This window comes from Vibrio sp. Vb1166 (assembly GCF_033338695.1).
Lineage (GTDB): Bacteria > Pseudomonadota > Gammaproteobacteria > Enterobacterales > Vibrionaceae > Vibrio > Vibrio alginolyticus.
This window is the reverse complement of record NZ_JAWOTE010000007.1, coordinates 177,549-203,617: the sequence shown is the minus strand read 5'-3', so window position 1 is coordinate 203,617 and position 26,069 is coordinate 177,549. Positions and strand designations below refer to the sequence as shown.

22 protein-coding genes and 1 pseudogene are annotated in these 26,069 nt (G+C 43.9%); 12 read left to right on the top strand and 11 right to left on the bottom strand.

What is annotated here, in order from left to right:
- The first annotated feature begins 429 nt into the window (after window positions 1-429).
- The gene (locus R7E51_RS10380; protein WP_162564176.1) at window positions 430-600 is read left to right on the top strand and encodes a hypothetical protein; all 171 of its coding nucleotides are present in this window, start codon (window positions 430-432) and stop codon (window positions 598-600) included.
- A gap of 310 nt (window positions 601-910) precedes the next feature.
- Here the strand turns inward: R7E51_RS10380 and R7E51_RS10375 are convergent, their stop codons facing one another.
- Both R7E51_RS10375 and R7E51_RS10370 read right to left on the bottom strand, forming a co-directional pair.
- Window positions 911-2,107 (bottom strand): lipase family protein, encoded by a 1,197-nt coding sequence (locus tag R7E51_RS10375; RefSeq protein ID WP_033906522.1) that lies wholly within the window; start codon window positions 2,105-2,107, stop codon window positions 911-913.
- Complete coding sequence (locus R7E51_RS10370) at window positions 2,107-2,655, bottom strand: DUF6795 domain-containing protein (protein ID WP_033906564.1); 549 nt, start codon at window positions 2,653-2,655, stop codon at window positions 2,107-2,109. The genes R7E51_RS10375 and R7E51_RS10370 overlap by 1 nt, the downstream gene beginning before the upstream one ends.
- Window positions 2,656-3,007: 352 nt before the next feature.
- On the opposite strand from R7E51_RS10370, the gene R7E51_RS24100 reads away from it, so the two are divergent.
- Window positions 3,008-3,205 (top strand): transposase, encoded by a 198-nt coding sequence (locus tag R7E51_RS24100; protein ID WP_033906523.1) that lies wholly within the window; start codon window positions 3,008-3,010, stop codon window positions 3,203-3,205.
- Between the two features lie 234 nt (window positions 3,206-3,439).
- Window positions 3,440-3,592: pseudogene (locus R7E51_RS10365) on the top strand (YcxB family protein); the annotation flags it as partial.
- A 119-nt stretch (window positions 3,593-3,711) separates the two neighbouring features.
- Here R7E51_RS10365 and R7E51_RS10360 read toward each other — a convergent pair.
- From R7E51_RS10360 to R7E51_RS10350, 3 genes are all read right to left on the bottom strand, one after another.
- Window positions 3,712-4,452 (bottom strand): helix-turn-helix domain-containing protein, encoded by a 741-nt coding sequence (locus R7E51_RS10360; RefSeq protein ID WP_206957499.1) that lies wholly within the window; start codon window positions 4,450-4,452, stop codon window positions 3,712-3,714.
- A 104-nt stretch (window positions 4,453-4,556) separates the two neighbouring features.
- Window positions 4,557-5,018, bottom strand: a complete 462-nt coding sequence (locus R7E51_RS10355) for a carboxymuconolactone decarboxylase family protein (protein ID WP_042520770.1) — start codon at window positions 5,016-5,018, stop codon at window positions 4,557-4,559.
- A 195-nt stretch (window positions 5,019-5,213) separates the two neighbouring features.
- On the bottom strand, window positions 5,214-6,125 hold the full coding sequence (locus R7E51_RS10350) for a DMT family transporter (protein ID WP_005388780.1): 912 nt from the start codon (window positions 6,123-6,125) through the stop codon (window positions 5,214-5,216).
- A 108-nt stretch (window positions 6,126-6,233) separates the two neighbouring features.
- Here R7E51_RS10350 and R7E51_RS10345 point away from each other — a divergent pair, with 108 nt between their 5' ends.
- The 3 genes from R7E51_RS10345 (at window position 6,234) to R7E51_RS10335 (ending at window position 8,870) form a co-directional block, all read left to right on the top strand.
- On the top strand, window positions 6,234-7,124 hold the full coding sequence (locus tag R7E51_RS10345) for a LysR family transcriptional regulator (RefSeq protein WP_237289134.1): 891 nt from the start codon (window positions 6,234-6,236) through the stop codon (window positions 7,122-7,124).
- Between the two features lie 266 nt (window positions 7,125-7,390).
- Window positions 7,391-8,218 carry an MBL fold metallo-hydrolase gene (locus R7E51_RS10340; protein WP_225452537.1) on the top strand — a complete coding sequence of 276 codons (828 nt, stop codon included), beginning with the start codon at window positions 7,391-7,393 and terminating at the stop codon, window positions 8,216-8,218.
- 250 nt (window positions 8,219-8,468) lie between these two features.
- A complete protein-coding gene (locus R7E51_RS10335) occupies window positions 8,469-8,870 on the top strand; it encodes a VOC family protein (RefSeq protein WP_005388788.1) in 402 nt (133 codons plus the stop codon).
- A gap of 240 nt (window positions 8,871-9,110) precedes the next feature.
- Here the strand turns inward: R7E51_RS10335 and gcvP are convergent, their stop codons facing one another.
- The 3 genes from gcvP to R7E51_RS10320 form a co-directional block, all read right to left on the bottom strand.
- Window positions 9,111-11,975 (bottom strand): aminomethyl-transferring glycine dehydrogenase, encoded by a 2,865-nt coding sequence (gene gcvP, locus R7E51_RS10330; RefSeq protein ID WP_017820968.1) that lies wholly within the window; start codon window positions 11,973-11,975, stop codon window positions 9,111-9,113.
- Between the two features lie 126 nt (window positions 11,976-12,101).
- Window positions 12,102-12,482 carry a glycine cleavage system protein GcvH gene (gene gcvH / locus R7E51_RS10325; RefSeq protein ID WP_005376432.1) on the bottom strand — a complete coding sequence of 127 codons (381 nt, stop codon included), beginning with the start codon at window positions 12,480-12,482 and terminating at the stop codon, window positions 12,102-12,104.
- Window positions 12,483-12,535: 53 nt separating this feature from the next.
- Window positions 12,536-13,831 carry a serine hydroxymethyltransferase gene (locus R7E51_RS10320; RefSeq protein WP_005376430.1) on the bottom strand — a complete coding sequence of 432 codons (1,296 nt, stop codon included), beginning with the start codon at window positions 13,829-13,831 and terminating at the stop codon, window positions 12,536-12,538.
- A gap of 379 nt (window positions 13,832-14,210) precedes the next feature.
- On the opposite strand from R7E51_RS10320, the gene R7E51_RS10315 reads away from it, so the two are divergent.
- Entirely contained in the window at window positions 14,211-14,834 is a 624-nt protein-coding gene (locus R7E51_RS10315) for a helix-turn-helix domain-containing protein (RefSeq protein WP_005376429.1), read from the top strand.
- A 260-nt stretch (window positions 14,835-15,094) separates the two neighbouring features.
- Window positions 15,095-16,213 (top strand): glycine cleavage system aminomethyltransferase GcvT, encoded by a 1,119-nt coding sequence (gcvT, locus tag R7E51_RS10310; protein WP_017820967.1) that lies wholly within the window; start codon window positions 15,095-15,097, stop codon window positions 16,211-16,213.
- Between the two features lie 71 nt (window positions 16,214-16,284).
- Here gcvT and vdeR read toward each other — a convergent pair whose 3' ends face one another.
- Window positions 16,285-17,013: an efflux transporter transcriptional repressor VdeR gene (vdeR, locus tag R7E51_RS10305; RefSeq protein ID WP_005376423.1), complete on the bottom strand. Its 729-nt coding sequence runs from the start codon at window positions 17,011-17,013 to the stop codon at window positions 16,285-16,287.
- 160 nt (window positions 17,014-17,173) lie between these two features.
- Between vdeR and R7E51_RS10300 the strand changes: the two genes are divergently transcribed.
- The 4 genes from R7E51_RS10300 to R7E51_RS10285 all read left to right on the top strand — a co-directional run bounded on the left by R7E51_RS10300 (window position 17,174) and on the right by R7E51_RS10285 (window position 23,253).
- A complete protein-coding gene (locus R7E51_RS10300) occupies window positions 17,174-18,247 on the top strand; it encodes an efflux RND transporter periplasmic adaptor subunit (RefSeq protein WP_065275267.1) in 1,074 nt (357 codons plus the stop codon).
- Window positions 18,247-19,308: an efflux RND transporter periplasmic adaptor subunit gene (locus R7E51_RS10295; RefSeq protein ID WP_005376420.1), complete on the top strand. Its 1,062-nt coding sequence runs from the start codon at window positions 18,247-18,249 to the stop codon at window positions 19,306-19,308. The genes R7E51_RS10300 and R7E51_RS10295 overlap by 1 nt, the downstream gene beginning before the upstream one ends.
- A complete protein-coding gene (locus R7E51_RS10290; protein WP_065275268.1) occupies window positions 19,308-22,367 on the top strand; it encodes an efflux RND transporter permease subunit in 3,060 nt (1,019 codons plus the stop codon). The genes R7E51_RS10295 and R7E51_RS10290 overlap by 1 nt, the downstream gene beginning before the upstream one ends.
- A gap of 175 nt (window positions 22,368-22,542) precedes the next feature.
- Entirely contained in the window at window positions 22,543-23,253 is a 711-nt protein-coding gene (locus tag R7E51_RS10285; RefSeq protein WP_065275269.1) for a hypothetical protein, read from the top strand.
- Between the two features lie 82 nt (window positions 23,254-23,335).
- Here R7E51_RS10285 and fruA read toward each other — a convergent pair whose 3' ends face one another.
- Together fruA and pfkB are read right to left on the bottom strand one after the other, a co-directional pair.
- On the bottom strand, window positions 23,336-25,075 hold the full coding sequence (gene fruA, locus R7E51_RS10280; RefSeq protein WP_206957500.1) for a PTS fructose transporter subunit IIBC: 1,740 nt from the start codon (window positions 25,073-25,075) through the stop codon (window positions 23,336-23,338).
- A gap of 18 nt (window positions 25,076-25,093) precedes the next feature.
- Complete coding sequence (gene pfkB / locus R7E51_RS10275; protein ID WP_042520798.1) at window positions 25,094-26,065, bottom strand: 1-phosphofructokinase; 972 nt, start codon at window positions 26,063-26,065, stop codon at window positions 25,094-25,096.
- Window positions 26,066-26,069 lie beyond the last annotated feature (4 nt).

Genomic DNA, 26,069 nt, shown 5'->3' with positions numbered 1-26,069 from the left:
GTTCTTTTAGTTGTTGATTTCATAACACTCTCCAATTTTGGGGGGTGGAAAGTGTCAACCTTATTTAGGACGGCACAGAGCTAACAAAAAAAGCGAGTCCGTGGGTTTGCTTTTTTGATCTTAGGGTTTGATGCTTATGGGGTAGCTCTGATTCAGGCTCAAAATCTGAACCACTACACTCGGTGTTTCTGGTTGCGTCTTTCCAGTATATGGACTCCTTAAGTGTGCTGCGGAGTTAGTGTGTAAACTGAACCAAAAAAGTGACAATGAGATAGTTTATTGTGAGCCTACAGTGATGACGCCAACTTCTAGAGCATTTTTGCTCGATTACTATGTTCGGCAAAGGTTTGACATTCGTTAGTTTGTTGGGTTTTCCCTAATAAAGTTCATGTGGCCAGTGTTGGACTTATGCGTCTAAAGGTAACTTCTATGCGGAAGAAACTTATTCGATTTGAGGGGGCTATCCATGGAATTGCGATTCGAGCCCCATGGGAGGCGTTCGAAGCTTTAGGTAAAGTAGCCTATGAGAATGGAGTGTACAGCGAGAATCGAACCTACATCATCATCAGCTTGGAAGGGGGCGCAGTTCGGGTTTTGTAAGAGCCATTTCCCATTAAATCTATTTAATGTCAATTGTTTAAGTTACTTTTCCAACAGAAATCCAAAAACAGTTGAAACTGTAAACCTACATTTTGGCTCCTAATCACGAATTTGAAAATAGTGAAAAATTCATTATTTTCAAATTCGTTTTGATAAATCGCGACCCGATTTGGTTAGAAAGTTTCATCTAAAAAGTGCTTAATAAGAATCCCATTTAGCGGCGTTATGTCAATGTCACCAGTTAACTTATGAGGTGACGAGTTCACCTCTAACTAAGCATTCACGTTACTATGCCATTGCAATGGTTAGGTTAACTTAGCAACGATATCGCTTGTTTAGATACTCTGACTAGTCGTCCAATGGTTCTTTCGAAAACCCATCTAATGAATCGGGCGGATAGATCCTCAACGATGGTCCCATAGTGACCGGCAAAAACAAGCATATGGCCTAATAAGCCTTTTAGTTGCTCTTCATTGCGCTTAGATGATTTAGCAACGGCTTCTAGCTTTCTTGAAAGCCAATCATAAAAGGTCAAGCCAGCAATCACGCCTGCTTGAATCGTTACCGTTGACAAAAGAGCCACATCTTTCAAATAGGTGATAAGTGCGCCCTGTATTCTATCGGCCCAATACTCCGAAAAAGAAGCTTGATTTCGTTGCTCATACTTTAGACGGATAGGGGTAAATAAGTGGTCATTCGATTTCCTCTTCAACGCTCCCCAAGAATCCGAGGAAGCAGTGTTTAAGTAACCCGGATTTTTGTTTCTTGCCATCAAATGGGCTGATATGCTTAACCCAGTGCCAGAGTCCAAGCGGTACTCGCCTGTTGAGATTGGAGCATGAATAAATGGCCAAAGCGGTATTTTGGGTACAGGATCAGCACCATGCGTACATCGATAAACACCATCGTTTAGCTTTTCCGATGAGCGTGCGTATGCTTCCAGACCAACTCTAGGAGCGCCAAAGGTGTATAAGGTGGTTCTGACCTTCATCTCATTACGCACCCAATCAGCGCAAAGTGATGCGAGTGCTCCACCTAAGCTGTGCCCAACGCAATGTATACGTTTTGGTTTAGGATTCATCTGCATAATATACTGCTTCAACTTGGGGCTAAGACTTTGAAAACAATTGTTGAAACCAGCATGAGCGGGCGAACCGTTTGGTGATCCTTTCACCCCTATATTCGCATTTGTGATCCAGTCATTAGCATTTTGTGTTCCTCGAATTGAAATGACAATTTCATTCTCAAATGTAGAACCTTTACCAGTGCCAACCACTGCAAACGCCTCTGAAGTTCTCATCAAGCCAGGGATAACTTTACGCAATACCGGTACATTGGATAAACCCGCTACACCGCCTGTAAAACCATCAAATACATCATCTTCAGAAAAAGAAAAGTGATTTGAAAAACTGTTTTTGCCCGGCATGATAAAACGGCCATTATTTTCATAAGCTTTGTAAGGAATATCCGCTATTTCTGAAGCCATTTTTGGTGTTAACTTTGCCATTACGTGTCCTTATTTAGTAATATTTTTTCAGAAAATCCTTTCAAATCACACCTACTAATAATTTCAAGATCGAGGCCATTCTCAACAAATTTATTTTTAAAAAAGTAACGATATTCGTCCGAATTAATCTCACAACTTAAATCAAGAAGATTATCTGAAATAAATTCATAGGGTTTCACGTCAGAAAAACGAGCCTCTAGTAAGTAGTATTTTTTGCCATCTACAAAAATGTAAATACCAATGTAGCTAGAGGATTCATGAAGGGCAGGTTCTTTAAACGTCTGATAGTGATATGTAGGTTGGAAATGAAAATAACCATTTTCTGACGTAATTGTCTCGGTGATATAACGGTTTTTAGAAAAAGCCGTGTGTAGATAAACTACCTCGCTAGTAAACGCTTTCCCGTCTAAGTATAAGCGACCAGTGATCTCTGAGCTAAGTATGTATTGAAACTTTTTTAATTTGAAGAAATTAAACATATCTGCGTTACAACCTGTTGAGAGCAATAATATTGTGGCACTCATAAGGGAAACCAGTATTTTAGTCATTTGTTTACCAATATTGTACATAGGTCAACCCATATCCACGCGTGAGACGATACTATGTCCTAATGCTCTCAAGTGCTAGCCTAGGACCGCCCCAATTCTCAAAAATAAGTCATGTCAAAGCTTATATCTAGGCATACTTTAAAAAATAATGTAAATGACATGTCTATTACTTTCATGGGGTAAACATAAGTAGACTCCCTCTGGCAAAAAAATACCGAGCTATTCGTTAAAGTACCTATCCACGTCCATTTCGTAAGCTTGCATACTCATTGTCTCATTCTGAATTCTTATCATGAAGACCAGTTAACAATAGCTACCGCGAAAATGGTTGTTTTTTTATAACCGATAAAACATGGCGCCATCTCAACTTTTTCAGCACCATTGCTATATCACAGCGAAAATACCTCGAGTTCACTATAAAGCTCATCGATGTGCCTGGGCAGGTTGGAGTGGTGTCAAAGATGAGCTTCCGAAAGCGAATGTTACTCTCGACTGGTTCCATATTGTGCAGTTATTACACTGGCTGTTGATGACGCTCGAAAAACAATGACATGCAAAAAGCTCTTCGTTGGGCGGTGTTAAAGGATGCTGAGAGTCCGATGACAGATAGGCAAGTACAAGCTTTAGTTGACTAGAGCCAGTAAGAAAAGTCCTAACAACCTTAGAAAAGCACCCAGAGAGAATACTTCAACGTTGGAGCTCGACCTATGCTAATACCGAGAATTTGACTGACCGAGGCACTGAATACTGTGGCCGTGTTGAACAGCATGATTACCAACTCTACCTAGCTATCAATGATATCGACCAATTCGAACAAACTGACTTGGGCTTTATCCTTCACCTTGGTAAACAACGCCAATACATCAGCAAATCTTGCTTAAATGAAGAAGCGATCGCGTTTATGGTAGAGCGGCACGCGGCATCAAAAGCGAGCTAACCAACTCACATCAAGCTGGAATGAGCGATCGAAAAAGTAGGTGATATATGATCGAACATTGTAACAAGTATATGGTCGATTCTGAATCAATTGGGTTTGATGTAGAAAGCTAATAAGGTTTAGAGGTTTCTCTTTCGGACATACTGCTTCGGTGTCATGCGCGCAATCTGCTTACACTCTCTAGTCATGTGTGCTTGATCGGAAAAACCTTGCTCTAGCGCCAACTCCGATAAAGTAAGATCGGGTTGCGCTCGGAGTTGCTCTAAAGTGTGCTTAACTCGTTTAATGCGTTGGTAATGTTTAGGAGTAATCCCCAACCATTTCTGAAAATTGCGCTCTCTCTGGCGCTGACTGATGGTCCCTGTAGGTTGGTCAATAATGTGGCCGACATACTGCGGTTCACATTCCTCAATCAGTGTTTGAACCCAGCGATATAACGTAGAAATCCTTGCATATGGCGAACGAGCTGTTTGCAGAGACTCAAATGTTGCTAGTGCAGAAGAAGCCAAAGGGTGGTCGTCTTGAATCCGCAATAGCTGTTCTAGACGTTTACCAAATAGTTGATAACCAACAGCAGGATGAAAGCGTACGCCAGTCATCACCGCGCCTGGCGGTAGGCAGACCTGATGTGCCAGAATGCTTATAGGCAGTAGGACAACCCCCGGCGTCTGCCACTCACCATCTATTTGTACTTCATTCTGTAAAATGAATACCACACCTGTACCAGCATCACTGAGTAATTGTTTACGTACGGTTTGCGTCGTATCAGGTTTGACGGATGCTGACCAAATGGCTTGAACATAGCCAGCTAAAGCCTTTTGAGGTTTTAAAATATCAAATTCTAAGTTCAAATGAATCATCCTATTTAACCTCAACTTAAATGAGAAAGTGATACACATGTAATTTTCATCCTATTAAGTTGAGGTATAAGCAGTGGCTTACAAGTAAGAACCGTCAAATAGAATTATCGAGGTTTATAGACTCCAACCTTTGGCTTAAATGCCTTAACTATTCGGTTCCAACTATTGATCGCGTTGATCGCAATTGTTAGGTTGACCATAGCTTCTTCTCCAAAGGTATTCAAGGTCAGCTGATAGGTATCATCATCTACTGGTAGGCCAGCAGTTAGTAGTTCAGCCCAGCCTAGTGCAACGTGTTCTGCATCGCTGTAGAATGGCATATCTTTCCATGCACTAAGCCCCCATATGCGTTCCGGCTTTTCACCTAACTGAAGCGCATCTTTACTATGCATGTCGATACAAAATGCACATTGATTGATTTGCGATATGCGTAACTTAACCAGTTCCCATATGATCATGTTCATGGTTTCTGATTGGCTAAATTGTTCATGGAAGTAAGCTTCCTGAGCGTATAGGATTTCTATTGCTTTTGGCGCTACTTCAATATAGTTGAGTCGTTTCTTCATGGTCATTCTCCTCTGTTTTTTACATAGTAAAAAACGCTCTTAGCAAAAGATTGAAGATTTTCGACATGTACTCAATAAAGTTAGATAAAAGAGTGAACGACGAAAGCGAAAAGTGTACCTATTGGAAACCAAGAAAACTTATGCCAATTAACAAAGTATTGCTCTAAATAATGGACTTAAGGTTGGCGTCTATTTTTACTCCACCACCTTCCGTAAACGAGCAAAAGGTGCTGAGTTACCTATATACACACCAGCCGCAACGATAAAGACGCCTAAAACATTTTCCCATTGAGCCTGCTCACCAGAAATGAACGAAATCAGTAGAGTGAATACCGGCATAATATTAAATAATGGAGACATCTTATCTGGACCAAGAACGATAGCGCCTTTCATCCAAAAGTAATAAGCAATCAAAGTTCCAAACAGGCTCATGTAAGCTATTAATGCTAGGTCTTTAAATGTTATGGCATTTAAGCTACGGCTAAAGTCGCCGTGGTACATCGCTATAGCGACCATTTGAATGGCACCAATACTTAACACCCAACGTAACTGCTGAGTTACTGGGATATGAGATGTTAAACGCTTCGCTAGAATTGTGTATAAACACCCACTAATTAAAGCAAATAACATGTATAGATCACCAATATTACTATTGCTGCTAATAGAATGAATATTTCCCCCTGTAATGACGATTACCACTCCACAAAAACTGATTAGTGCACCTAAAATAGTTTTAACCGAAATGGAAGTCTTGAGAATAAAGCCCGACAACAAGATAGTGACAAGTGGTAGGTTTGCCTGAACAACCGCTGCGTTAACTGGGGTAGTAAATCTCATTGCAGAGAAAATAGAGAAGTTTTGGATAGTTACACCCACGGTTGCTATAACAAACAACGACAACATACTTTTTCGTGTGAGTTTGGCTCCATATGGAGAGCGTTTAGTACCTCTTATCAGTAAGAGTATTAAAGCTGCAACGGAAAATCGTAACGTCGCTGAATCCAAAGGAGAGACATCGCTATTAATAGCCTTTATTACGTTAAAGTTACTAGACCAAAAAAAGATAGCGACAACAACACCGCACCAAATTGATAAATGCTTAGACATAGATCTTCCTGATAAAAATTAACTTGACGCGATAATGCTATATATTTCATATTTGATTTTTAATAGCCAAATTTAAGAGGGTTAATCCCAAATATGGAACGTCACTCTTTGGATGACCTTTTGTTATTCGTTTCTGTTGCTCGCTATCAAAGCCTAACACAAGCATCTGAGCGTCTTAATGTCCCGTTAGCCACGCTAAGCCGGAAGTTAAAAAGGCTGGAAACAAACTTAAATTGCAGACTATTTAACCGCAGTGCACACCACTTTGCGTTAACAACTGATGGCGAAAAATATTATCAACTCTGTGAGCCGTTACTTCTTAGCTTAAGTAATGTGACATCGAGAATTGCGACTGAGCGTCAGTCTTTAAGCGGAACGATCAAAATATCAGCGCCAATTAACATGACACAGATGTGGTTAAAGCGGTGCGTTTATGAATTTGCAGAGCAACATCCGAAGATATGTATCGATTTAGATGTACAGAATGAAAAAATCAATCTTGTATCTAACCGTGTCGATGTTAGTTTTCGTCTTGGTGATCTTATTGAACAAGACTGGATTGCTCAGAAATTATGGTCGATTCCATTTGCGCTTTGTGCATCACGAAGCTATTTAGAACAACACCAACCGATTACCCATCCAGAACAACTTGTTCATCATCGCCTAATTACGGTAAACAACGACTGCCAATGGAAATTAGTTAATCAAATCACCAATGAAACATTTGATCATCCGCTAAAGTTTCAATTCACTTCAAATGATGTACTGCTAGTTAGAGACGCCGTCATCCATGGTTTAGGAATTGCGTGGATTCCAACCTATTACTTTCATGAGCTAAATCATGATCAACATAACCTGCTGCCTTTGTTGCCAGAATGGCAATGCTCGGGTAAAGAAGTATTCATTATGTATCGAGACCGCGATAAAAGGCCTGCAAGAGTTGATGCATTTATTGAACATGTCTTAAATTGGAAAAATCGCATTCAAATGTTTGCTTGAAAGAGGTTTATCACATTGTGCTGTGCCGGTAACCTCAATTGAAGCTTCATGACTCTGCTTCAATTGAGTTCATTTATTTAACCTCTAAAAGAATCATGAATACATAGGCAGTTAATGGGATTCGAGTTTACAAGTGATTCGGTCAGCTAAAACTCAAGCTAAGTAGAAAGTATTTGCAGTTGTATTTGCCTCTGAAAATCGTTTAGAGCTTTCTCATCCGCGAAGTTCTATAAGAAATTATTAAGGATATATTTGTGTGCGATTTCGTGAAAAAAATTATTGTAGGTTTACTTTTCAGTGCTTCGTCTTTTGCTTCCTTAAGTCAATATGTTCCAGCAATGAATGATAAGAACGGTTATGTAGAACCATTTCAGATGTTTGATAATGTCTATTATGTAGGAGACAAGTGGGTCTCATCATATGCCATTGCTACAGACGACGGACTCGTTATCATTGATACGCTTGACTTCCCTTACTCTGAGTGGATACCTATCAACCTAGAGAAGCTAGGGCTAAAAGATAAGCCAATAACGCACATATTGGTAACTCATGGGCATTCTGACCACGTTGGAGGCGCCCAGTTACTTCAAGAGAAGTATGGTTCCAAAGTCGTGATGACCAAAAGCGCTCATGAACTATCTATACAGCAATCAAACAAAAGCGAAGGTGAGAACAAGTTCCTTCCTCCAAACTTAGACATAGAGATAAAAAGCGATAGCTCTATGGCTATTGGTGGACATGAGTTTAAGTTCTATCTCACACCTGGCCACACGGAAGGTGATTATTCCTTAGACTTCACTGTTGAAGATAATGGCGAACAATATCGTGCTTTTATCGTTGGTGGGCATAGCGTAAGTAGCAATGATCCAGAAGTTATTGGCCAGTTCCTGACTAGCATGGAGAAAATTAGAAAAATTTCACTACAGGCACCTATTGTGAACGTTAACCTTTCGAACCATCCACATAAAAATTTCCTTTTTGAAAATAGGAAGAAGCTCGGCACAAGCGGTAACCCGTTTATCAGTGAGGCAAACTTCTTCATGTTCCTTAAGCAACAAGAAGATTTAGCTAAGGGAAAACTAGAAGAACTATAATACCGTGGTATACGAGCAGCCTTCTTTATTAGGTTAGAGATTTGCTCTTGAGTTATAGCTAAGGCTTTAATAAGTTGCTCAATCAAGATTCGACACTGGTGGCAGCTATATTGTTTGTCGGTTCTAGTGACAAAGGCGCCGTGCGTAAGCATTCGTATTGTGTGCCTTACACATTTGCAAGGCGTTATGTGCTTTCTAGAAAAGTCTCAAAATAGAGTACAATTAGCGTTTTGACACAGCGGAAATCATCATGGCCAAAACTGTTCAGCAGCAAATCGGAAACATTGCTCTAGTCGTTGAAAATTACGACGATGCTATCGAATTCTATACTCAAAAACTTCAATTCACTCTGGTTGAAGATACCAACCTAGGTGGTGGTAAACGCTGGGTTCAAGTTTCTCCTCCAAACTCCAATGGTACAAACCTACTTTTAGCTCAAGCGAGTACACCGGAGCAAACGCATGCAGTAGGAAATCAAACAGGTGGTCGTGTTTTCCTGTTTCTGCAAACTAATGATTTTTGGCGTGACTACGAGTTGATGAAGAAAAATGGTGTTGTATTTAATGAAGAGCCTCGTGTGGAAGAATACGGGACAGTGGTGGTGTTCCAAGATCTCTATGGTAATAAGTGGGACTTACTGCAACTGAACTGAGAAACTACACAGCACCTGCATAACATAGTGTTCATGAGGAGTTTCCAACAAGCTTTTAAGGCTCTGAGATATTAGTGCTAATTCAAAGGTTCTCAGAAGTCACTGTATTTCTAAATCACTTTTGTGCAAACAATAACTAGCCATCATTCCTTCTCGATGTATCAACAAATGTTACGGCGGCACACCAAAAACAAAGGCGAACCAATCGGTTCGCCTTTGTTTATTTAGATTCTACAAAAATTAATCTTCGTAGTTATCGATGCTTGGGCATGAACAGATTAGGTTACGGTCACCGTATACGTTATCTACGCGATTTACCGTTGGCCAGTACTTCCAAGATTTGGTCGCTTTAGACGGGAAGCAGCCAATCTCGCGAGAGTAAGGGCGGTCCCAATCTTCAGCTGAAAGATCAACTTGTGTGTGTGGCGCGTTAACAAGTGGGTTGTTATCCAGTGGCCATTCACCGTTTTTCACTTTCTCCATTTCTTCGCGGATAGCGATCATCGCATCACAGAAGCGGTCTAGCTCTTCTAGATCTTCCGATTCCGTTGGCTCAACCATTAGCGTGCCCGCTACAGGGAACGACATAGTTGGTGCGTGGAAACCGTAGTCCATTAGACGCTTCGCGATGTCTTCTTCGCTGATACCTGTTTCTTCTTTCAGCGGACGAATGTCGATAATACATTCGTGCGCTACGCGGCCATTTTTGCCACGGTAAAGAACAGGGTAGTGTTGGCGAAGTGTTTCCATCACGTAGTTTGCGTTCAGAATTGCTACTTTTGTAGCATCTGTTAGGCCAGCTTCGCCCATCATTGCGATGTAAGCCCAAGAGATAGGCAGGATAGAAGCGCTACCCATATCTGCTGCTGATACTGCGAAATCTGCGCCTTCTACACCGTCTTCAATATGCCCTGGTAAGAAAGGAGCTAGGTGAGATTTCACACCGATAGGACCCATACCCGGACCGCCACCACCGTGCGGGATGCAGAAGGTTTTGTGTAGGTTTAGGTGAGAAACGTCTGAACCGATGAAGCCTGGTGATGTTAGACCAACCTGCGCGTTCATGTTAGCGCCGTCTAGGTAAACCTGACCACCAGCGGCATGAACCATTTCACACACTTCTTTCACTTTCTCTTCGTAAACGCCGTGCGTAGAAGGGTAAGTGATCATAATGCTTGATAGGTTGTCTTTGTGTTTCTCGATTTTCGCTGCTAGGTCGTCGATGTCGATGTTGCCTTCTTCATCACACTTAACCACAACCACTTTCATTGACACCATAGATGCTGTCGCAGGGTTAGTACCGTGCGCAGAGCTTGGGATCAAACATACGTTGCGGTGACCTTCGCCACGGCTTTCGTGGTAGCGTTGAATCGCGATAAGGCCTGCGTACTCACCCGATGCACCAGAGTTTGGTTGTAGTGAGAATGCGTCATAGCCAGTGATTTCACATAGCTTTTCTTTAAGGTCTTTTGCGAGTGCTGCGTAACCAGCTGCTTGTTCTGCTGGTGCGAACGGGTGGATCGAACCAAACTCAGGCCAAGTAACTGGGATCATCTCTGCTGCTGCGTTCAGCTTCATCGTACAGCTGCCCAGTGGGATCATGCCGTGCGTGAGTGAGAAGTCTTTGTTCTCTAGCTGTTTTAGGTAACGCATCATCTGTGTTTCGCTGTGGTGCGTGTTAAACACAGGGTGTGTTAGATATTCTGTTGTGCGGCGCAATGCTTCTGGAATGGCTGCAAACTCGTTGCCTGCGATTTCAGTTGATAGTGCTGCGACTTCTTCTTTCACACCGAATACTGCGAATAGGGCTTCTACATCTGCCACGGTTGTGGTTTCGTCGAAGCTCACACCTAGCTGAGTACCCAACTTACGTAGGTTGATGTCTGCGGCTAGTGCTTTCGCGTATAGGTCTTCAGTCTGTGCACCTGTGTTGATAGTGATGGTGTCGAAGAAGCTGTTGTGAGCAAGCTCGAAGCCGCCTTTAGTTAGGCCAGCGGCTAGGATGGCTGTCATGTGGTGCGTACGACGAGCAATCGTGCGTAGACCTTCTGCGCCGTGGTAAACCGCGTAGAAAGACGCCATGTTCGCTAGCAGTGCTTGAGCAGTACAGATGTTTGATGTCGCTTTTTCACGACGGATGTGCTGTTCACGCGTTTGCATTGCCATGCGCAGTGCTTGGTTGCCGTTAGTATCGATAGAAACACCGATAACACGACCTGGCATAGTACGCTTGTGCTTGTCACGTGTTGCCATGAAGGCAGCGTGTGGACCGCCGTAACCCATCGGCACGCCAAAACGTTGTGCTGAACCGATTGCTACGTCTGCGCCCATTTCACCAGCAGGTTTAAGTAGGGTAGAAGCAAGAAGGTCCGTTGCTACAGTCACTAGTGTTTTGTTTGCTTGCGCTTTAGCGATGATGTCCGTTAGGTCACGAACTTCACCTGTTGTACTTGGGTATTGAACTAGTGCGCCGAACACGTCTTGCTCTGGTAGTGATTCTAAAGAACCAACCAAGACTTCAAAGCCGATGAATTTCGCACGAGTTTTTACCACTTCGATGGTTTGTGGGTGAACGTCGTCAGCAACGAAGAATACGTTGCTCTTGCTTTTACCCGCACGCTTACAAAGTGTCATCGCTTCTGCTGCTGCCGTTGCTTCATCGAGCAATGACGCGTTCGCGATTTCCATACCAGTAAGATCCATCACCATTTGTTGGTAGTTTAGAAGTGCTTCTAAACGACCTTGTGAGATTTCTGGTTGGTAAGGGGTGTAAGCAGTGTACCAGCCCGGGTTTTCCATCACGTTGCGTAGAATCACGTTCGGCGTGAAGGTGTTGTAGTAACCCTGACCAATGAATGTACGTTTAACTTGGTTCTGATCGGCGAACTTACGCATTGCTGCCAGCATGTCTGCTTCGCTTTTCGCTTCTGCCAAGCTCATTGGTTGCTCTAGGCGAATTTGTGCTGGTACGGTTTCGTCGATAAGCGAATCTAGGCTAACTGCGTTGATCGCTTCCAACATTTTCTGTTGGTCAGATTTGTTTGGTCCATTGTGGCGAGCAACGAACTCGTTTTGTGTGCTGAGGCTTTGAAGTAATTCAGTCATTGTCCTTTACCTACTCCTTGGTTCGGGTAACGGATTTGCGTTACTGATAAATTAAATTATACGTCCGAACCTAGAAAAAAAGCTGTTCTCTAAACAGGCTAGGGAACAGCTTTCGTCACATCCTAATTACTCTTCTTCGATAGAGTTTAGGTATTCGTCTGCGTCTTTCAGGTTATCTAGTTCAGATACATCAGACATCTTCACTTTTACGATCCAGCCACCTTCGTACGGCTCTTCGTTAATTAGCTCTGGGCTGTCTTCTAGTTCTTCATTGATTTCTACGATTTCACCAGTGATTGGTGCGTAGATGTCTGACGCTGCTTTTACAGATTCAACGAGAGAGAAGCTTTCACCTGCTTCAACTTCGTCTTCTACGTCTGGTAGGTCAACGAATACCACGTCACCTAGCATTTCTTGTGCATGCTCAGAAATACCAATTGTTACTGTGCCGTCACCGTTGTCACGTACCCACTCGTGGCTATCTGCAAACTTCAGTGTTTTGTCCATTGCTTAATCTCCGAATAACTTGTCAGGAATTATTATGATTTTAAAAAAATCGTTTACTGGTATAGAGGAAAGCGACTGCAAAGTTCTTTTACTTCTTTGCGAACGCGTTTTTCAACTTCTGCGTCACCTTCAGGGTTGTTCACTAAACCGTCCAGTACGTCACCAATCCAATTACCGATGAGTTTGAATTCTTCAGCGCCAAAGCCGCGGCTTGTACCCGCAGGCGTTCCTAAACGGATGCCCGATGTAATCATAGGCTTCTCTGTATCGAATGGGATGCCATTTTTGTTACATGTGATCCCAGCACGCTCTAGAGCTTCTTCTGCTTTATTGCCTTTCAACCCTTTCGGACGAAGGTCAACCAGCATTAGGTGCGTGTCTGTGCCACCAGTTACGATGTCGCAACCGCGAGTTTGCAATACTTCCGCTAGGACTTTTGCGTTATTGATCACCGAATCAATATAAGTTTTAAATTCAGGGCCAAGCGCTTCACCAAATGCGACCGCTTTGGCTGCGATAACGTGCATCAGTGGGCCACCTTGTAGGCCAGGGAATACGGCTGAGTTGATTTTCTTAATGATGTCTTCGTGGTTAGTAAGAATCATACCGCCGCGAGGGCCACGCAATGTTTTGTGTGTTGTAGTCGTAACAACGTGTGCGTGTGGCAGTGGGCTAGGGTGCGCGCCTGTTGCGATAAGACCGGCGATGTGTGCCATGTCGACCATAAGAATTGCATTTACTTCGTCTGCGATTTCACGGAATTTTGCAAAGTCGATAGTACGTGGAATAGCGCTACCACCTGCGATGATCATTTTAGGTTGGTGCTCAAGTGCTAGCTCACGAACATCTTCGTAGTTGATTTCCAGTGTTTCGCGATCAACACCGTATTGAACTGCATTAAACCATTTACCAGAAAGTGCAGGGCGTGCACCGTGCGTCAGGTGACCACCTGCGTCTAAAGACATACCAAGAATGGTGTCACCAGGTTGAAGCAGTGCTAGTTTTACTGCGCCGTTTGCTTGTGCGCCTGAGTGTGGTTGAACGTTTGCGTATTCACAATTGAAAAGTTTTTTTGCGCGTTCGATAGCAATGGCTTCCACTGTATCTACGTGCTCACAACCACCATAGTAACGACGACCTGGGTAGCCTTCAGCGTATTTGTTTGTTAGGCATGTGCCTTGAGCTTGCATTACCGCTTTAGAAACAATGTTCTCAGAAGCGATAAGTTCGATTTGTTCGTTTTGGCGAGCGGATTCCGCTTGAATTCCAGCAAAGACAGCATCATCTGTCGCAGAGAGGTTGGTAGAGAAAAAGTTTTCCAAGCTGTGGTTAGGGTAACTCTTATTCATGGTAGTTGACCTTCCAAATCTGAAAATGAACCCGCAATAGATGAGTTATGATTTGCGGTTGTGGTTCATTTGTCCTCAAAAACAGCTGAACTGCGTAGCAGAACAGAGTGAACATCCGGCCCTAAATTTGGGCAAAAACTCCGTTGGATTGCGTGTTTCCTTTACCAATCTCTTACGGAAATATGCATCTCTACATCTAACAAGTTGGTAACATAGCGCCTGTGACGGGAACAATCAACCAAAAATTTCCTATAGGAAACAAGATTTCAAAATTTGTTAACAAGAGCACGGTTTAATTCACTTGGTGGACTTCTATCCACTATGTGCTTCATGCACAATGCGAGTAAGACAAAAAATATGGATATCTATAGAGGGATTTATGGCAGAAAGTATTTACGATGAATACCCATCGATGACGTTGGCAAAAGAGCAACATGACCAAAATATCGAGCCGTTAAAACTGGGCCAGCGTATTAAGGATATCCGCTCGAAACTCGGTATCACATTAGAAGAGGCCAGTCAGCGAACCGGGCTTGCTCGATCTACACTGAGCAAAATAGAAAATGAGCAGATCTCCCCGACGTTTCAAGCGATGCAAAAATTGGCACTTGGCTTACAAATTGACATGCCACAACTATTTGAGCCACCTAGAAAAAAGGTAGCGACAGGGCGTAGGGATGTTACCAAGAAGAATGAAGGTAAACCACACCCAACACAAACTTATGAACATGAACTGCTCGCGACACAACTTTCCAATAAGAAAATGATGCCGTTTAAGAGCCAAATTCGAGCTCGTAGTTTTGATGAATATAAAGACTGGGTTCGTCATGATGGCGAAGAATTTCTGCTTATCTTATCTGGTGAGGTCATGTTCTATTCTGAGTTTTACGAACCTGTTGTTTTAAGCGAGGGAGACAGCGTTTATTACGATGCAAATATGGGACATATGTTGACCAGTGTTAGCGAGGAAGATGCGCTCATTTTGTGGGTGACAGCCAAATAGTGATAAATACTTGTAAATTTCCTATAGTGAAAGCAAACGATTGCTGTTGGTGGTCGTTATGATGAAAAGGCGCTTTTTTGATGAGAACTTGCTCATTAAAGCGCTTTTTTTGTACGATTTGTTGTGATTAAAATGTTAAGAGTCACACTTTTGCAAGTCGATCTACGTCTTGTTCGTGCAAAATAGAATGAGCCATGTTTATTATTGGAAACACATCGAATGCCGATAGCATTCTCGGGTCTATCTAAATGGAGACGAAAATGACTCAAGAACTACTGAAAACACCACTACACGCACTTCACGTTGAAGTTGGTGCCAAAATGGTCCCGTTCGCGGGTTACGATATGCCTGTTCAGTATCCTCTAGGCGTAAAGAAGGAACACTTACATACTCGTGATGCGGCAGGTCTGTTTGACGTTTCTCACATGGGACAGCTTCGCCTAATTGGTGACGGTGCAGCTGCGTTCCTAGAAACATTAGTTCCAGTGGATATTGTGGATCTTGAGTCTGGTAAACAGCGTTACGCTTTTTTCACTAATGAAGAGGGCGGCATCATGGACGACTTGATGGTGGCTAACCTAGGCGATCATCTGTTTGTGGTTGTGAACGCAGCATGTAAAGCGCAAGATATCGCACACCTACAAGCGCATTTACCATCTGGTGTTGAGCTAGAAATTATCGAAGACCGAGCTCTACTTGCAATCCAAGGCCCTAAAGCGGCGGCTGTATTGGCGCGTTTTGCACCAGAAGTTTCTGAAATGCTGTTCATGGATATTCGTAAAGTCGATATTTTAGGCGCCGAGTGCATTGTTTCTCGTAGTGGTTATACAGGCGAAGACGGTTACGAAATCTCGGTTCCTGCTGACAAAGCGGAAGAGCTAGCACGTAAACTGACTGCTGAAGATGAAGTTGAATGGATTGGCCTTGGTGCTCGTGATTCGCTTCGTCTTGAGTGTGGCCTTTGTCTATACGGTCATGACCTAGACACAACAACAACACCTGTTGAAGCGAGCTTGCTATGGGGTATCCAAAAAGTTCGTCGTATTGGTGGTGAACGTGAAGGTGGTTTCCCTGGCGCAGACATTATTCTTAAGCAGATTGAGACTAAAGATGTGGCGCGTAAGCGTGTGGGTCTAGTAGGTCAAACCAAAGCGCCAGTGCGTGAAGGTGTTGAACTGTTTGATGCTGACGGCGTTAAAATTGGCGTTGTAACCAGCGGTACGGCGGGTCCGAATGCAGGTAAGCCAGTCTCAATGGGTTATGTTCGTGCGGATTTGGCGGCGATTGGTACTGAAGTGTTCGCTGAAGTGCGTGGTAAAATGCTACCAATGACAGTTGAAAAAATGCCGTTCGTACCACAACGCTACTACCGTGGTTAAAACGAATTGAAACAAAAATGCCGAGCTTTGTAGCTCGGCATTTTTTATGTCTTCTTTTCGCTTGTTTACTTTTAGTTTACTGCTTCATCAATAGTACAGCACATATCAATAACGATATCTTCAAGCTTTTCCGGATGAATCATCTCTTCTTTTGGGATCCCAAATTGAGAGGCCATAATGGTATTAAACAATTCCCAATGCTTGATCAGCAGTTTTTCGCGATTATCTGCAATATCCGGCCATGTTTCTTGCATCATTGGCGCGAGACTGACAGCACCATGTGCGAAGATCAACATTTGCCACTTTGATTCCCACTGATCAAATTGTGCATTAGGGTTTTCGCTGTTGTACTGCTCGAAAATTCCGGTAAATATCGCAGCGAACTCATCTTTTGACTTTAAGAAATACTGCAGCAGAGCACCGTCATCGCCTTGTCGAATGGCATCGGCGATCATCTGTACTGGATGAGGATTGACGAGAGCAAATGCTAGCATGCGAACCATAAACAGATAAATTTTTCTATTCGAAGGTGTGTTCTCCGGCATTTCATTGATGAGTTCAGCCATATAGCACTGCATGAACTCGTCCATTGCATCGCTAACCGCTTGCCAGATTTTCTCTTTGCTGCCGAAGTGGTGACGGATCAAACTATGTGAAACACCAGCCTTTTCACTGATATTGCGCAGCGAGACACGCTCGTAACCAAGTTCACAAAACATATCTGCTGCCACTTTAAGGATCAGACACTTAGTTTGTTCTGCTGCTTCAGCACTTCTACGCCCCTGCTTTCTTTCATTCATAGTTCGAATTTTCCCGAATATTAATCACGCGCTTACTTTTACCAGAAACCGAACGCTTTGACTAATTAATTTGCTATCCACCTGGAAAATATGTTGATCAATTTCAAATTCTGCTTATACTGCACGGCTGTGTAATATATAAAACCTACGGAGAAAGCGGGTGCGAAAACAATATTTAAAGCGCACTTTAGTTGGCGCAGTGGTGACATTAAGTCTTTCTGGGATGCTAACTGGGTGTAATAAAGCCATTTCTGAGCCGTCTGAACCTTTAATCAAACCTGTAAAATTACTGGCGGTGAAAGACCTAGAACTTGAAGACTCGCACGCCTTTTTAGCGCGTATTGATGCAACACATCGCGCGCAGCTTTCTTTTCAGGTTGGTGGAGAGGTTGATGAATTACGTGTACGCATGGGTCAAAAAGTCCAAAAAGGTGAAGTGCTCGCAACGTTAGACCCTAAAGATCTTCAGCTTGCGTTAGATGCCGCTCAAGCGCAGTACGCGTTAGCGAAAACACAATGGGACCGCGCGAAAAACCTTTACGGAAAAAAACTCATTAGTACTGATGAGTACGATCAGAAAGAAACTCAATATAAAGCGGCATTGGCGAACTACGAACAAGCTAAAACCGATTTGAGCTATACCAAAATTCACGCACCGTTTGATGGCATTGTGTCATATACCTATGTCAACCCGTTTCAAGTAGTAGCAGAGAAGCAGGAGATCTTGAATCTCATTGATAACACGACGTTGGATGTATCTTTCACCTTGCCAGTAAGTTATGCGGAATCTGTATCACTTGAGTCACTGCAAAACTCCGATATGTGGGTGACGATGGATAGCGAGCCAGGAAAACGTATCCCTGGGCAATTTAAAGAAATTTCGACGCAGCCAAACATCGATACCAATAGTTATGAGGCGATCGTGACCATCACTCGGCCAGAAGATCGCAATTTGCTGACAGGTATGACAGGGCAGGTACACATGGCTAAACAACATGTATCGGACGCGATGACGTTACCTCAGTCTGCTTGGGTCAACAAAAATGGGACGCAAGGTGAAGTTTGGGTAATGGACAGAAGCACGCAGCAGGTCAATAAAGTCACTGTCTCACTTGACGCAGCAGGTGGTGTGAAAGCCGGGCTTGATAACAATGATTACGTTGTTATTGCTGGTGTTGAGAGACTGGTTGAAGGACAAGTGGTGAAAGCTTGGGTTCGTGAGGGAGGCATTTAATGAAACGTTCTCTACTTACGATCTCTGCGATTGCACTTGCAGTTTTAACAGGGTGCAAAAATGAAAACCAAGCTATCGTCGAGCAGCCACTTTTTGTGTCGACTATCTCGGTGGATGCACCAGTACAAAGTCAACATCGCGCGTTCAAAGGCATAGTAGTGCCTGCAGAACAAACGCCAATGGCATTTCGCCGCGCTGGGGAAGTTCAGCACGTATTGGTTAAAGCGGGTGACGTTGTGAAGCAGGGGCAAATGATCGCAAAGCTAGATGATAGCAAAGAGAAGCAAGCCGTGAATGACGCAGAAGCACAATACACACTTGCAATTCGTCAGCTTAAACGCGGTGAAGACTTGCATGCACGTCAAATGATTTCAAAAGCGGAACTTGATGAGCTAACAGCCAATAAAGAGCTAGCTGAGGCTACTTTCTATAACGCGACCAATCAATTGAATTACACCCGTTTATTCGCCCCGTTCGCCGGTAAAGTATCTGATGTTTTCAAAGAACGTTTTGAGCGTGTGGCAATTGGTGAACCCGTGTTAAACCTATACCAAAACGATTTGGTTTACGTGCGTATTGAGCTTTCCGACAATGTTTTAGCGATGGTAGACCCAAACTCAGACAGCATGAGCTACAAGCCTAGAGCAACCTTTTCCGGCATCGATGGCAGATTTGCTTTGGACTATTTAGAGCACACAAGTGAACCCAACGCTGAAACTCAAACCTACGAAATGTACTTGACGATGCCACAGCCAAAAACAGAGATATTACCGGGAACCAGCGTAAGCGTTTTGGTCGATATGGTGAAGGCGGGCATTACCTCTATTGATGGTTACAGTGTGCCTGTCACGGCGCTTCAAGCAGGCAGTGAAGGGAATGAGTTCTTTGTGTGGAAAAAAGAAGGTGACATTGTCACACGGGTGCCTGTCATGATTTCTCAAGTGAATGGCAATGGAGCCATTGTGTCGTCAGGTGTTAGCCAGGGCGATATTCTGATTAATTCAAATCTGCGTAAATTACGCGAAGGTAAACATGTGGATGTTGTGGAGAATAACCAATAATGAACATTGCTGAGTATTCAATAAAAAACAAAGTCATCAGCTGGTTGTTCATTATTATCCTTGCTGTTGGTGGTTTAACGTCATTTTTGGAGCTTGGACGATTAGAAGACCCGGCATTTACGATCAAAGATGCCATGATCATCTCAACATACCCTGGCGCGACGTCAAAAGAAGTTGAAGAAGAGCTGACGTATCCTCTAGAAAAAGAGATTCGAAAACTCCCTTATATCGACAAAATTACCTCTACGTCTTCTAATGGTATGTCTCAAATAACGGTGAGCATGGAAATGGACTATGGTCCTGATGAACTGCCGCAAATTTGGGATGAAATGCGCCGTAAAATTAATGATTTACGACCATCATTGCCTCAAGGTGTTCAGTCTTTACAGATCATTGATGATTTCGGTGACGTTTATGGCGTGATGTTAATGCTCACTGGTGACGATTACGACTATGTAGAGCTGAAACGTTATGCGGATTACCTGACCCGTGAAATCGAGCTTGTTGATGGTGTTGGTAAGGTAGACATCACGGGCGATCAGCGAGAAATGCTATTCGTTGAGATCTCACTTGATCGCCTTGCTGCACTGAACTTAGACATGAATGTGGTTTCGAGCTTGTTGAACCAGCAAAACAATGTGGTTTCAGCAGGGGAAGTGATGGTCAATGGCGAAAGCCTTGTTATTCGCCCAAGCGGCACCTTAAACACTGTAGAAGCACTAGAAAATCTGATCATTCATGGCCGTGACACAGGAAATCTAATTCGTCTAAAAGACGTAGCAACGATTTCTCGCGGTATTCAAGAGAAGCCAGGCAACGTCGTACTCTTTAACGGTCAAAAAGCGATTAATATCGGTATCTCGTTTGCATCGGGTGTGAACGTGGTTGAGGTTGGTGAACGTTTGGATGCGGAGCTCGCGAGCCTTGAGTCTATCAAGCCTGCTGGCATCGATATGAACTACTTTTACAACCAAGCCAATGAGGTGGATGAATCTGTTAAAGCGTTTGTAATTAGTCTAGCGGAGGCAGTGGCGATCGTAATCATTGTGTTGCTGTTTACTATGGGTTTACGCAGTGGTGTCATCATTGGAGTTGTGTTGTTATTGACGGTATTTGGTACCTTCATTTTGATGAATTACAACAACATCGAACTGCATCGTATTTCTCTTGGCGCGTTAATTATTGCCTTGGGTATGCTGGTTGATAACGCGATTGTTGTCGTGGAAGGCATATTGGTTGGCCTAAAGAAAGGGCGTACCAAAGTTCAAGCGGCTGTCGATATTGTAAAGCAAACACAATGGCCTTTGCTGGGCGCAACTGTTATTGCAATTACGGCTTTTGCACCTATCGGCTTGTCGCAAGATGCGACAGGTGAGTTCATGGGCTCTTTATTCTGGGTGCTGTGTTTCTCACTATTTTTAAGCTGGATTACCGCTATTACACTGACGCCTTTCCTTGCCGATCTTTTGTTGAAAGAGGAAAACAAAGAGCAGGGTACTAGCGAAGATGATCCTTATAAAGGCTGGTTGTTTGTCGTATTTGGGGCATCGCTGAAATTTGCATTACGATTCCGCTGGCTTACCGTTGCTGGCATGGTGGCGCTATTAGTGGGTGCTGTCGTGGCATTTGGTAATGTAAAACAGCAGTTCTTCCCACCATCGAATACGCCGATGTTCTACGTGGATATGTGGATGCCAGAGGGTACTGACATCCGTGAAACGATCAAAAAAGCTGAAGAGGTCGAAAGCTACATTCGTCAGCAAGATGATATTGACTTTGTTTCTGCTTCGATTGGGCAGGGTCTACAGCGTTTTGCTTTAACCTATCAACCAGAAAAAAGTTACGAAGCGTACGCTCAGTTCCAAGTTCGCGCGACTGATCGTGAGAAAATGTTTGGTTTGCTGCATAAGTTAGATGCGAATCTGGCGAAAACATTTGATGCGCCTACGTTCCAGTTTAAATTGATGGAATTTGGTCCATCACCAGCGTCTAAGATCGAAGCGCGTATTACTGGCCCTGATCCACAAGTTTTACGTGACTTGGCGGTGCAAGTTGAAGACATCCTTCATACCGACCCTGGTGCCCGAAACATTCGTCACGATTGGCGAGAGCGCACCAAGGAACTTGTACCCGCTTTCAATGAGTCTAAAGCTCGTCGCCTAGGTATTTCGAAAGAAGATCTTTCAAGCACACTGCAAATGACGTTTGGTGGTAGCACCTTAGGTTACTTGCGTGATGGTACACATACGTTGCCAATTATGACACGTCTTCCTGAAGAAGAACGCGTAGATTTTGAATCACTACAAAACGTGACCATTTGGAGTCCTTCGTTGCAAACGTATATTCCGGTTGATCAAGTGATTGATGGCGTTCAACTGGATTGGAGTGAGCCGCTAATTCAGCGTCGTGACCGTAAGCGTACGTTAACCGTTCTCGCGGACCATGATGTGTTGAGTGACGACACGGCAGCAAGCTTATTTGCTCGTGTACAGCCTAAAGTGATGGCATTGCATGTTCCAGAAGGATACGAAATCACATGGGGTGGTGAGTACGAATCATCCAAAGATGCACAAGAAGGCCTATTCGGTTCATTGCCGATGGGTTACTTGTTGATGTTCATCATTACTATTTTATTGTTTAACTCAATCAAAAAGCCGTTGGTAATTTGGTTCACCGTTCCGTTAGCGATCATTGGCGTTGCTTTTGGTTTGCTTACCACGAACATGCCGTTCAGTTTTACAGCATTCCTTGGTTTGTTAAGCCTAAGTGGCATGATTTTGAAAAACGGTATTGTGTTGCTTGACCAAATTAACCTTGAGTTGGAGTCAGGTAAAGATCCTTACCTCGCGATTGTTGATAGTGCGATAAGCCGCGTTCGTCCGGTAAGTATGGCTGCGCTAACAACTATCTTGGGGATGATTCCACTGGTCTTCGACGCCTTCTTTGGCTCGATGGCAATAACGATTATGGCAGGTCTTGGTTTTGCTACTGTACTGACACTGATAGTGGTGCCAGTGATGTTTGCAATTCTGTTTAGGGTAAAACCGACCACTGCATAGGGACTCCTGGCTATTTGCCAGCTTCCTGCCTAGCCCTGAAGGTTTTCTTCGGGGCTTTTTTGATCTTACTAATATATACCAAACCATTCATTTGCTTGATTTTAATGATTTTCTTACGATTACAATGCAAATCATGCGTATACTCATGTAACGACACATCAAAGATTGAGATTACATGAATAAGCGCATATTAAACGGACTCTTCTTCATTGGTTCTTTCACCTTGGTTGGCTGCACCGCGACGGATAGCATGCCGACAGAAACCAAACAACCTGCCCCTAAAGTCAACAGTGTTAGTGCTGAAGTCATTTCCAGTTGGATTGATAGTAAGGTTTTAGCCCCTGAAGGGCTGTCGCTCGAGCAAGACAATCTACGTTATCTATCGGGTAGCGCCGACCTAAACAGCGACGGCAAGGCAGAACACATAGTGTTGCTTCAAGATCGCTATTTCTGTGGTAGTGGTGGCTGCTCTGCATATATGTTTGATAATGAGGGAAACGTTATTAATCGAATGTCGGTAACTCGCACGCCTATTGTACTAGCCGACAGTTACAGTAATGGTTGGCAGGACTTTATCGTTTGGAGTAATGGCTCCTATCGACTCATGAGTTACAACGGTGAGTCTTATCCAAGTAACCCGTCACTAGAGCCAAAGGTGGATCGAGACGCTAACCAGCAGGCGGCAATCGCAAATGTAATGGCGACAGAGCTTTATCAGCAAGACGGCTATGACATTCTGCCCGCAGAATCAAAAACCTTGTGGACGCCAGCTAACGTTTACCACTTTACCTTCAAGCACTACGGTGACCCGCATAGCGCTTATCAAGCAACGGTGGATATGAGCAGTGGGGAAGTAGACATTGTAGCCGTTCCGGCTGCGGAATAAAAAACACCTCCCTTAACCGGAATTAAAGGGAGGTGCTAAATGCCAAATTCGAGGGTGGCATTGTTAACCGGAGTCGCTCTAATTAAGCTGCGACTTCTTGTTTCGCTTCTGCTTTGCTTTTTAAGAATGCGTAAGTAAAGCCAGTTACCGCTGTACCCGCTGCAATAGCCACTAAATACATTAATACTGGTGAAATTGCGTTAGGAATTAGCAGCACGAATAGACCGCCGTGTGGTGCCATTAATTTCGCACCGAATAGCATCGATAGGGCACCAGTAAGCGCGCCACCTGCCATACAAGATGGAATCACGCGCATTGGATCTTTCGCAGCAAATGGAATTGCGCCTTCAGAGATGAAACACAGGCCCAAGACAAATGATGCTTTACCTGCCTCACGTTCATTTTGTTCAAATTTGTTCTTCGCAATGAAGGTCGCTAAACCCATACCTAGCGCAGGAACCATACCTGCGGCCATGATTGCCGCCATTGGTGCGTAAGTTTGTGAAGCCAGAAGGCCAACACCAAATGCGTAAGCGGCTTTGTTTACCGGGCCTCCTAGGTCGAAACACATCATTGCGCCAAGGATAATACCCAGTAGTACTGCACTGTCAGAACCCATGTTGTTTAGGAAGTCAGTCAGGCCGTTCATGATGCCTGAAACTGGGCCGCCTACGATGTAGATCATGACAAGGCCAGTGAACAATGTTGCTACAAATGGAATGATCAGAATTGGTTTAAGCGCTTCCATCGATTGTGGGAGTTTTACTTTGTCCGCAAGGAGCTTCGCTGCATAACCGGCAATGAAGCCAGCTGCGATACCACCTAGGAAACCAGCACCCGTTGAACTTGCTAGCATACCGCCAACAAGACCAGGAGCCAGACCCGGACGGTCAGCGATTGAAAACGCAATATAGCCAGCAAGTACAGGAATCATCAATGCGAATGCAGAACCACCACCAATGTTCATCAAGGCTGCTGCTAGTGTGCCTTCTTCTTTAAATGCTTCAATACCAAACACGAACGATAGGGCGATGATCAAACCACCAGCGACAACCACAGGCAGCATGTGCGATACCCCTGTCATCAAGTGTTTGTAAGCGCCTTTCTTCTCGTCTGCTGCCGAAGCAGAATTTGCAGAACCAGAATGTTGATACACCGTGGCTTGCTCGAATGCTTTGTCCATCTCTTCGGCTGTTTTCTTCAGAGCTGGACCTGTTTTCGTGCGGTACATCTTTTTGCCGTTGAAGCGATCAAGTGGCACTTCAATATCCGCAGCAATGATCACCAGATCGGCGTCTGCAATTTCTTGCTCAGTCAGTTGGTTTTTAGCGCCAACTGAACCACGAGTTTCCACCTTGATTTGATGGCCACGACGCTTGCCTTCTTCTTCTAAAGCTTCTGCCGCCATAAAGGTATGCGCAACGCCAGTAGGGCATGCCGTGATTGCAACAATCTTCTTTGATGCTGATGTTGTATCTGTAGTGATAGGGGCTGCAAGTGTGGTTGCTTTTTCAAGTAAAGTGGCGTTTTCAACCGCTTGCTGGAGAAACGCAGTTGCGTCTTTTGCTACTTCGCTAATTTCCGCTTGGTAAACCTTTTTTCCTACAAAACGAGAAGTGTCGACGCTAGTATTTGCCGCAATGACAATGACTTCTGCTTGTGCAACGTCAGCTTCCGTCAATAGTGTTGGTTCAACCACACTTGATTGACATTCTATTTTGGCATTCCAGTTTAATTTTGCGGCGGCTTGTTCTAGTAATCCTGCCGCAAGGATGCTATTTGCTACACCGCTCGGACAGGCAGTAATAATGGCAATATTCATACGATAACCTTCTGTTCCTTAGTTTTGTTCTAAGTTTGTAATAGGGTAAAGCGCGCTAACTTCAGTTTGTCGCTTGATATTTTCCAGTTCTTCCTGACTGGTTAGCCCTACGCCAACTTGACTAACTGCCAAAGCAGAAAGTGCCGTAGCGAAGCGCAATAAATCGTTTTTAGGCATCAGTTGCATGTGGCCCCAACACAAGCCAGCGACCAGCGTATCGCCTGCGCCAACGGTGCTCACGACATGCATTCGAGGCGGTTTTGCACTAAGCCATTCGCCTTGGTTGAGCCACATAACACCGTCAGGTCCCATAGAAACCACGATGTTTTCTATGCCTTTGTCGCTCAGTGTTTGCGCTGCAGCTTGGCACTGTTCAGGTGTTGCTAGATGTTCGCCAACAAAATCACCAAGTTCTTCATCGTTAGGTTTAATTAACCATGGGTGAGCATCAATACCTGACTTCAATGCGGCTTTGCTACTGTCGAACAACACCTTTTTGCCTTGTTGATGCAGTGCTTCTATCCATGCAGCGCATTGCTCTGCAGTAACACCGCCCGGTAGGCTGCCTGCCAATACAAAGTAATCGTGTGTTTCAGCAAGGCGGAATAGGGTTTCTTCAAAGCGCGCGATTTCTTCTGCCGTAACTTGAACACCAGGGAAGTTAATGTCACTAACGTTTCCATTAGCCTCAACGAGCTTGACGTTGATACGAGTTGCACCTTGTACTTCTACAAACTCATTCTTAACGCCGATGTCATTGAAAAGCTGATGGAATAGCTCAGGGTTATCTTTACCAAGAAAGCCGGTAACCGTGACATCTGCGCCTAAATCGCTCAACACTTTTGCTACGTTGACACCTTTACCTGCAGCGTGGAGATTGCTTTGCTGTACTAAGCTCACGGAACCAACGTTTAGTTCATTTACTGAACCTGTTAAATCCAATGCCGGGTTGAGCGTAATAGTGACAACCTTATTTGTTTTGTTTGTCATATCG

Coding starts and splice junctions, on each gene's coding strand:
- gcvH (WP_005376432.1), bottom strand. CDS start 12,482: ATGGACAAAACACTGAAGTTTGCAGATAGCCACGAGTGGGTACGTGAC.
- pfkB (WP_042520798.1), bottom strand. CDS start 26,065: ATGACAAACAAAACAAATAAGGTTGTCACTATTACGCTCAACCCGGCA.
- R7E51_RS10360 (WP_206957499.1), bottom strand. CDS start 4,452: ATGATTCATTTGAACTTAGAATTTGATATTTTAAAACCTCAAAAGGCT.
- R7E51_RS10375 (WP_033906522.1), bottom strand. CDS start 2,107: ATGGCAAAGTTAACACCAAAAATGGCTTCAGAAATAGCGGATATTCCT.
- R7E51_RS10290 (WP_065275268.1), top strand. CDS start 19,308: ATGAACATTGCTGAGTATTCAATAAAAAACAAAGTCATCAGCTGGTTG.
- R7E51_RS10355 (WP_042520770.1), bottom strand. CDS start 5,018: ATGAAGAAACGACTCAACTATATTGAAGTAGCGCCAAAAGCAATAGAA.
- gcvP (WP_017820968.1), bottom strand. CDS start 11,975: ATGACTGAATTACTTCAAAGCCTCAGCACACAAAACGAGTTCGTTGCT.
- gcvT (WP_017820967.1), top strand. CDS start 15,095: ATGACTCAAGAACTACTGAAAACACCACTACACGCACTTCACGTTGAA.
- R7E51_RS10315 (WP_005376429.1), top strand. CDS start 14,211: ATGGCAGAAAGTATTTACGATGAATACCCATCGATGACGTTGGCAAAA.
- R7E51_RS10380 (WP_162564176.1), top strand. CDS start 430: ATGCGGAAGAAACTTATTCGATTTGAGGGGGCTATCCATGGAATTGCG.
- vdeR (WP_005376423.1), bottom strand. CDS start 17,013: ATGAATGAAAGAAAGCAGGGGCGTAGAAGTGCTGAAGCAGCAGAACAA.
- R7E51_RS10350 (WP_005388780.1), bottom strand. CDS start 6,125: ATGTCTAAGCATTTATCAATTTGGTGCGGTGTTGTTGTCGCTATCTTT.
- R7E51_RS10335 (WP_005388788.1), top strand. CDS start 8,469: ATGGCCAAAACTGTTCAGCAGCAAATCGGAAACATTGCTCTAGTCGTT.
- R7E51_RS10370 (WP_033906564.1), bottom strand. CDS start 2,655: ATGACTAAAATACTGGTTTCCCTTATGAGTGCCACAATATTATTGCTC.
- R7E51_RS10320 (WP_005376430.1), bottom strand. CDS start 13,831: ATGAATAAGAGTTACCCTAACCACAGCTTGGAAAACTTTTTCTCTACC.
- R7E51_RS10295 (WP_005376420.1), top strand. CDS start 18,247: ATGAAACGTTCTCTACTTACGATCTCTGCGATTGCACTTGCAGTTTTA.
- R7E51_RS10285 (WP_065275269.1), top strand. CDS start 22,543: ATGAATAAGCGCATATTAAACGGACTCTTCTTCATTGGTTCTTTCACC.
- fruA (WP_206957500.1), bottom strand. CDS start 25,075: ATGAATATTGCCATTATTACTGCCTGTCCGAGCGGTGTAGCAAATAGC.
- R7E51_RS24100 (WP_033906523.1), top strand. CDS start 3,008: ATGGCGCCATCTCAACTTTTTCAGCACCATTGCTATATCACAGCGAAA.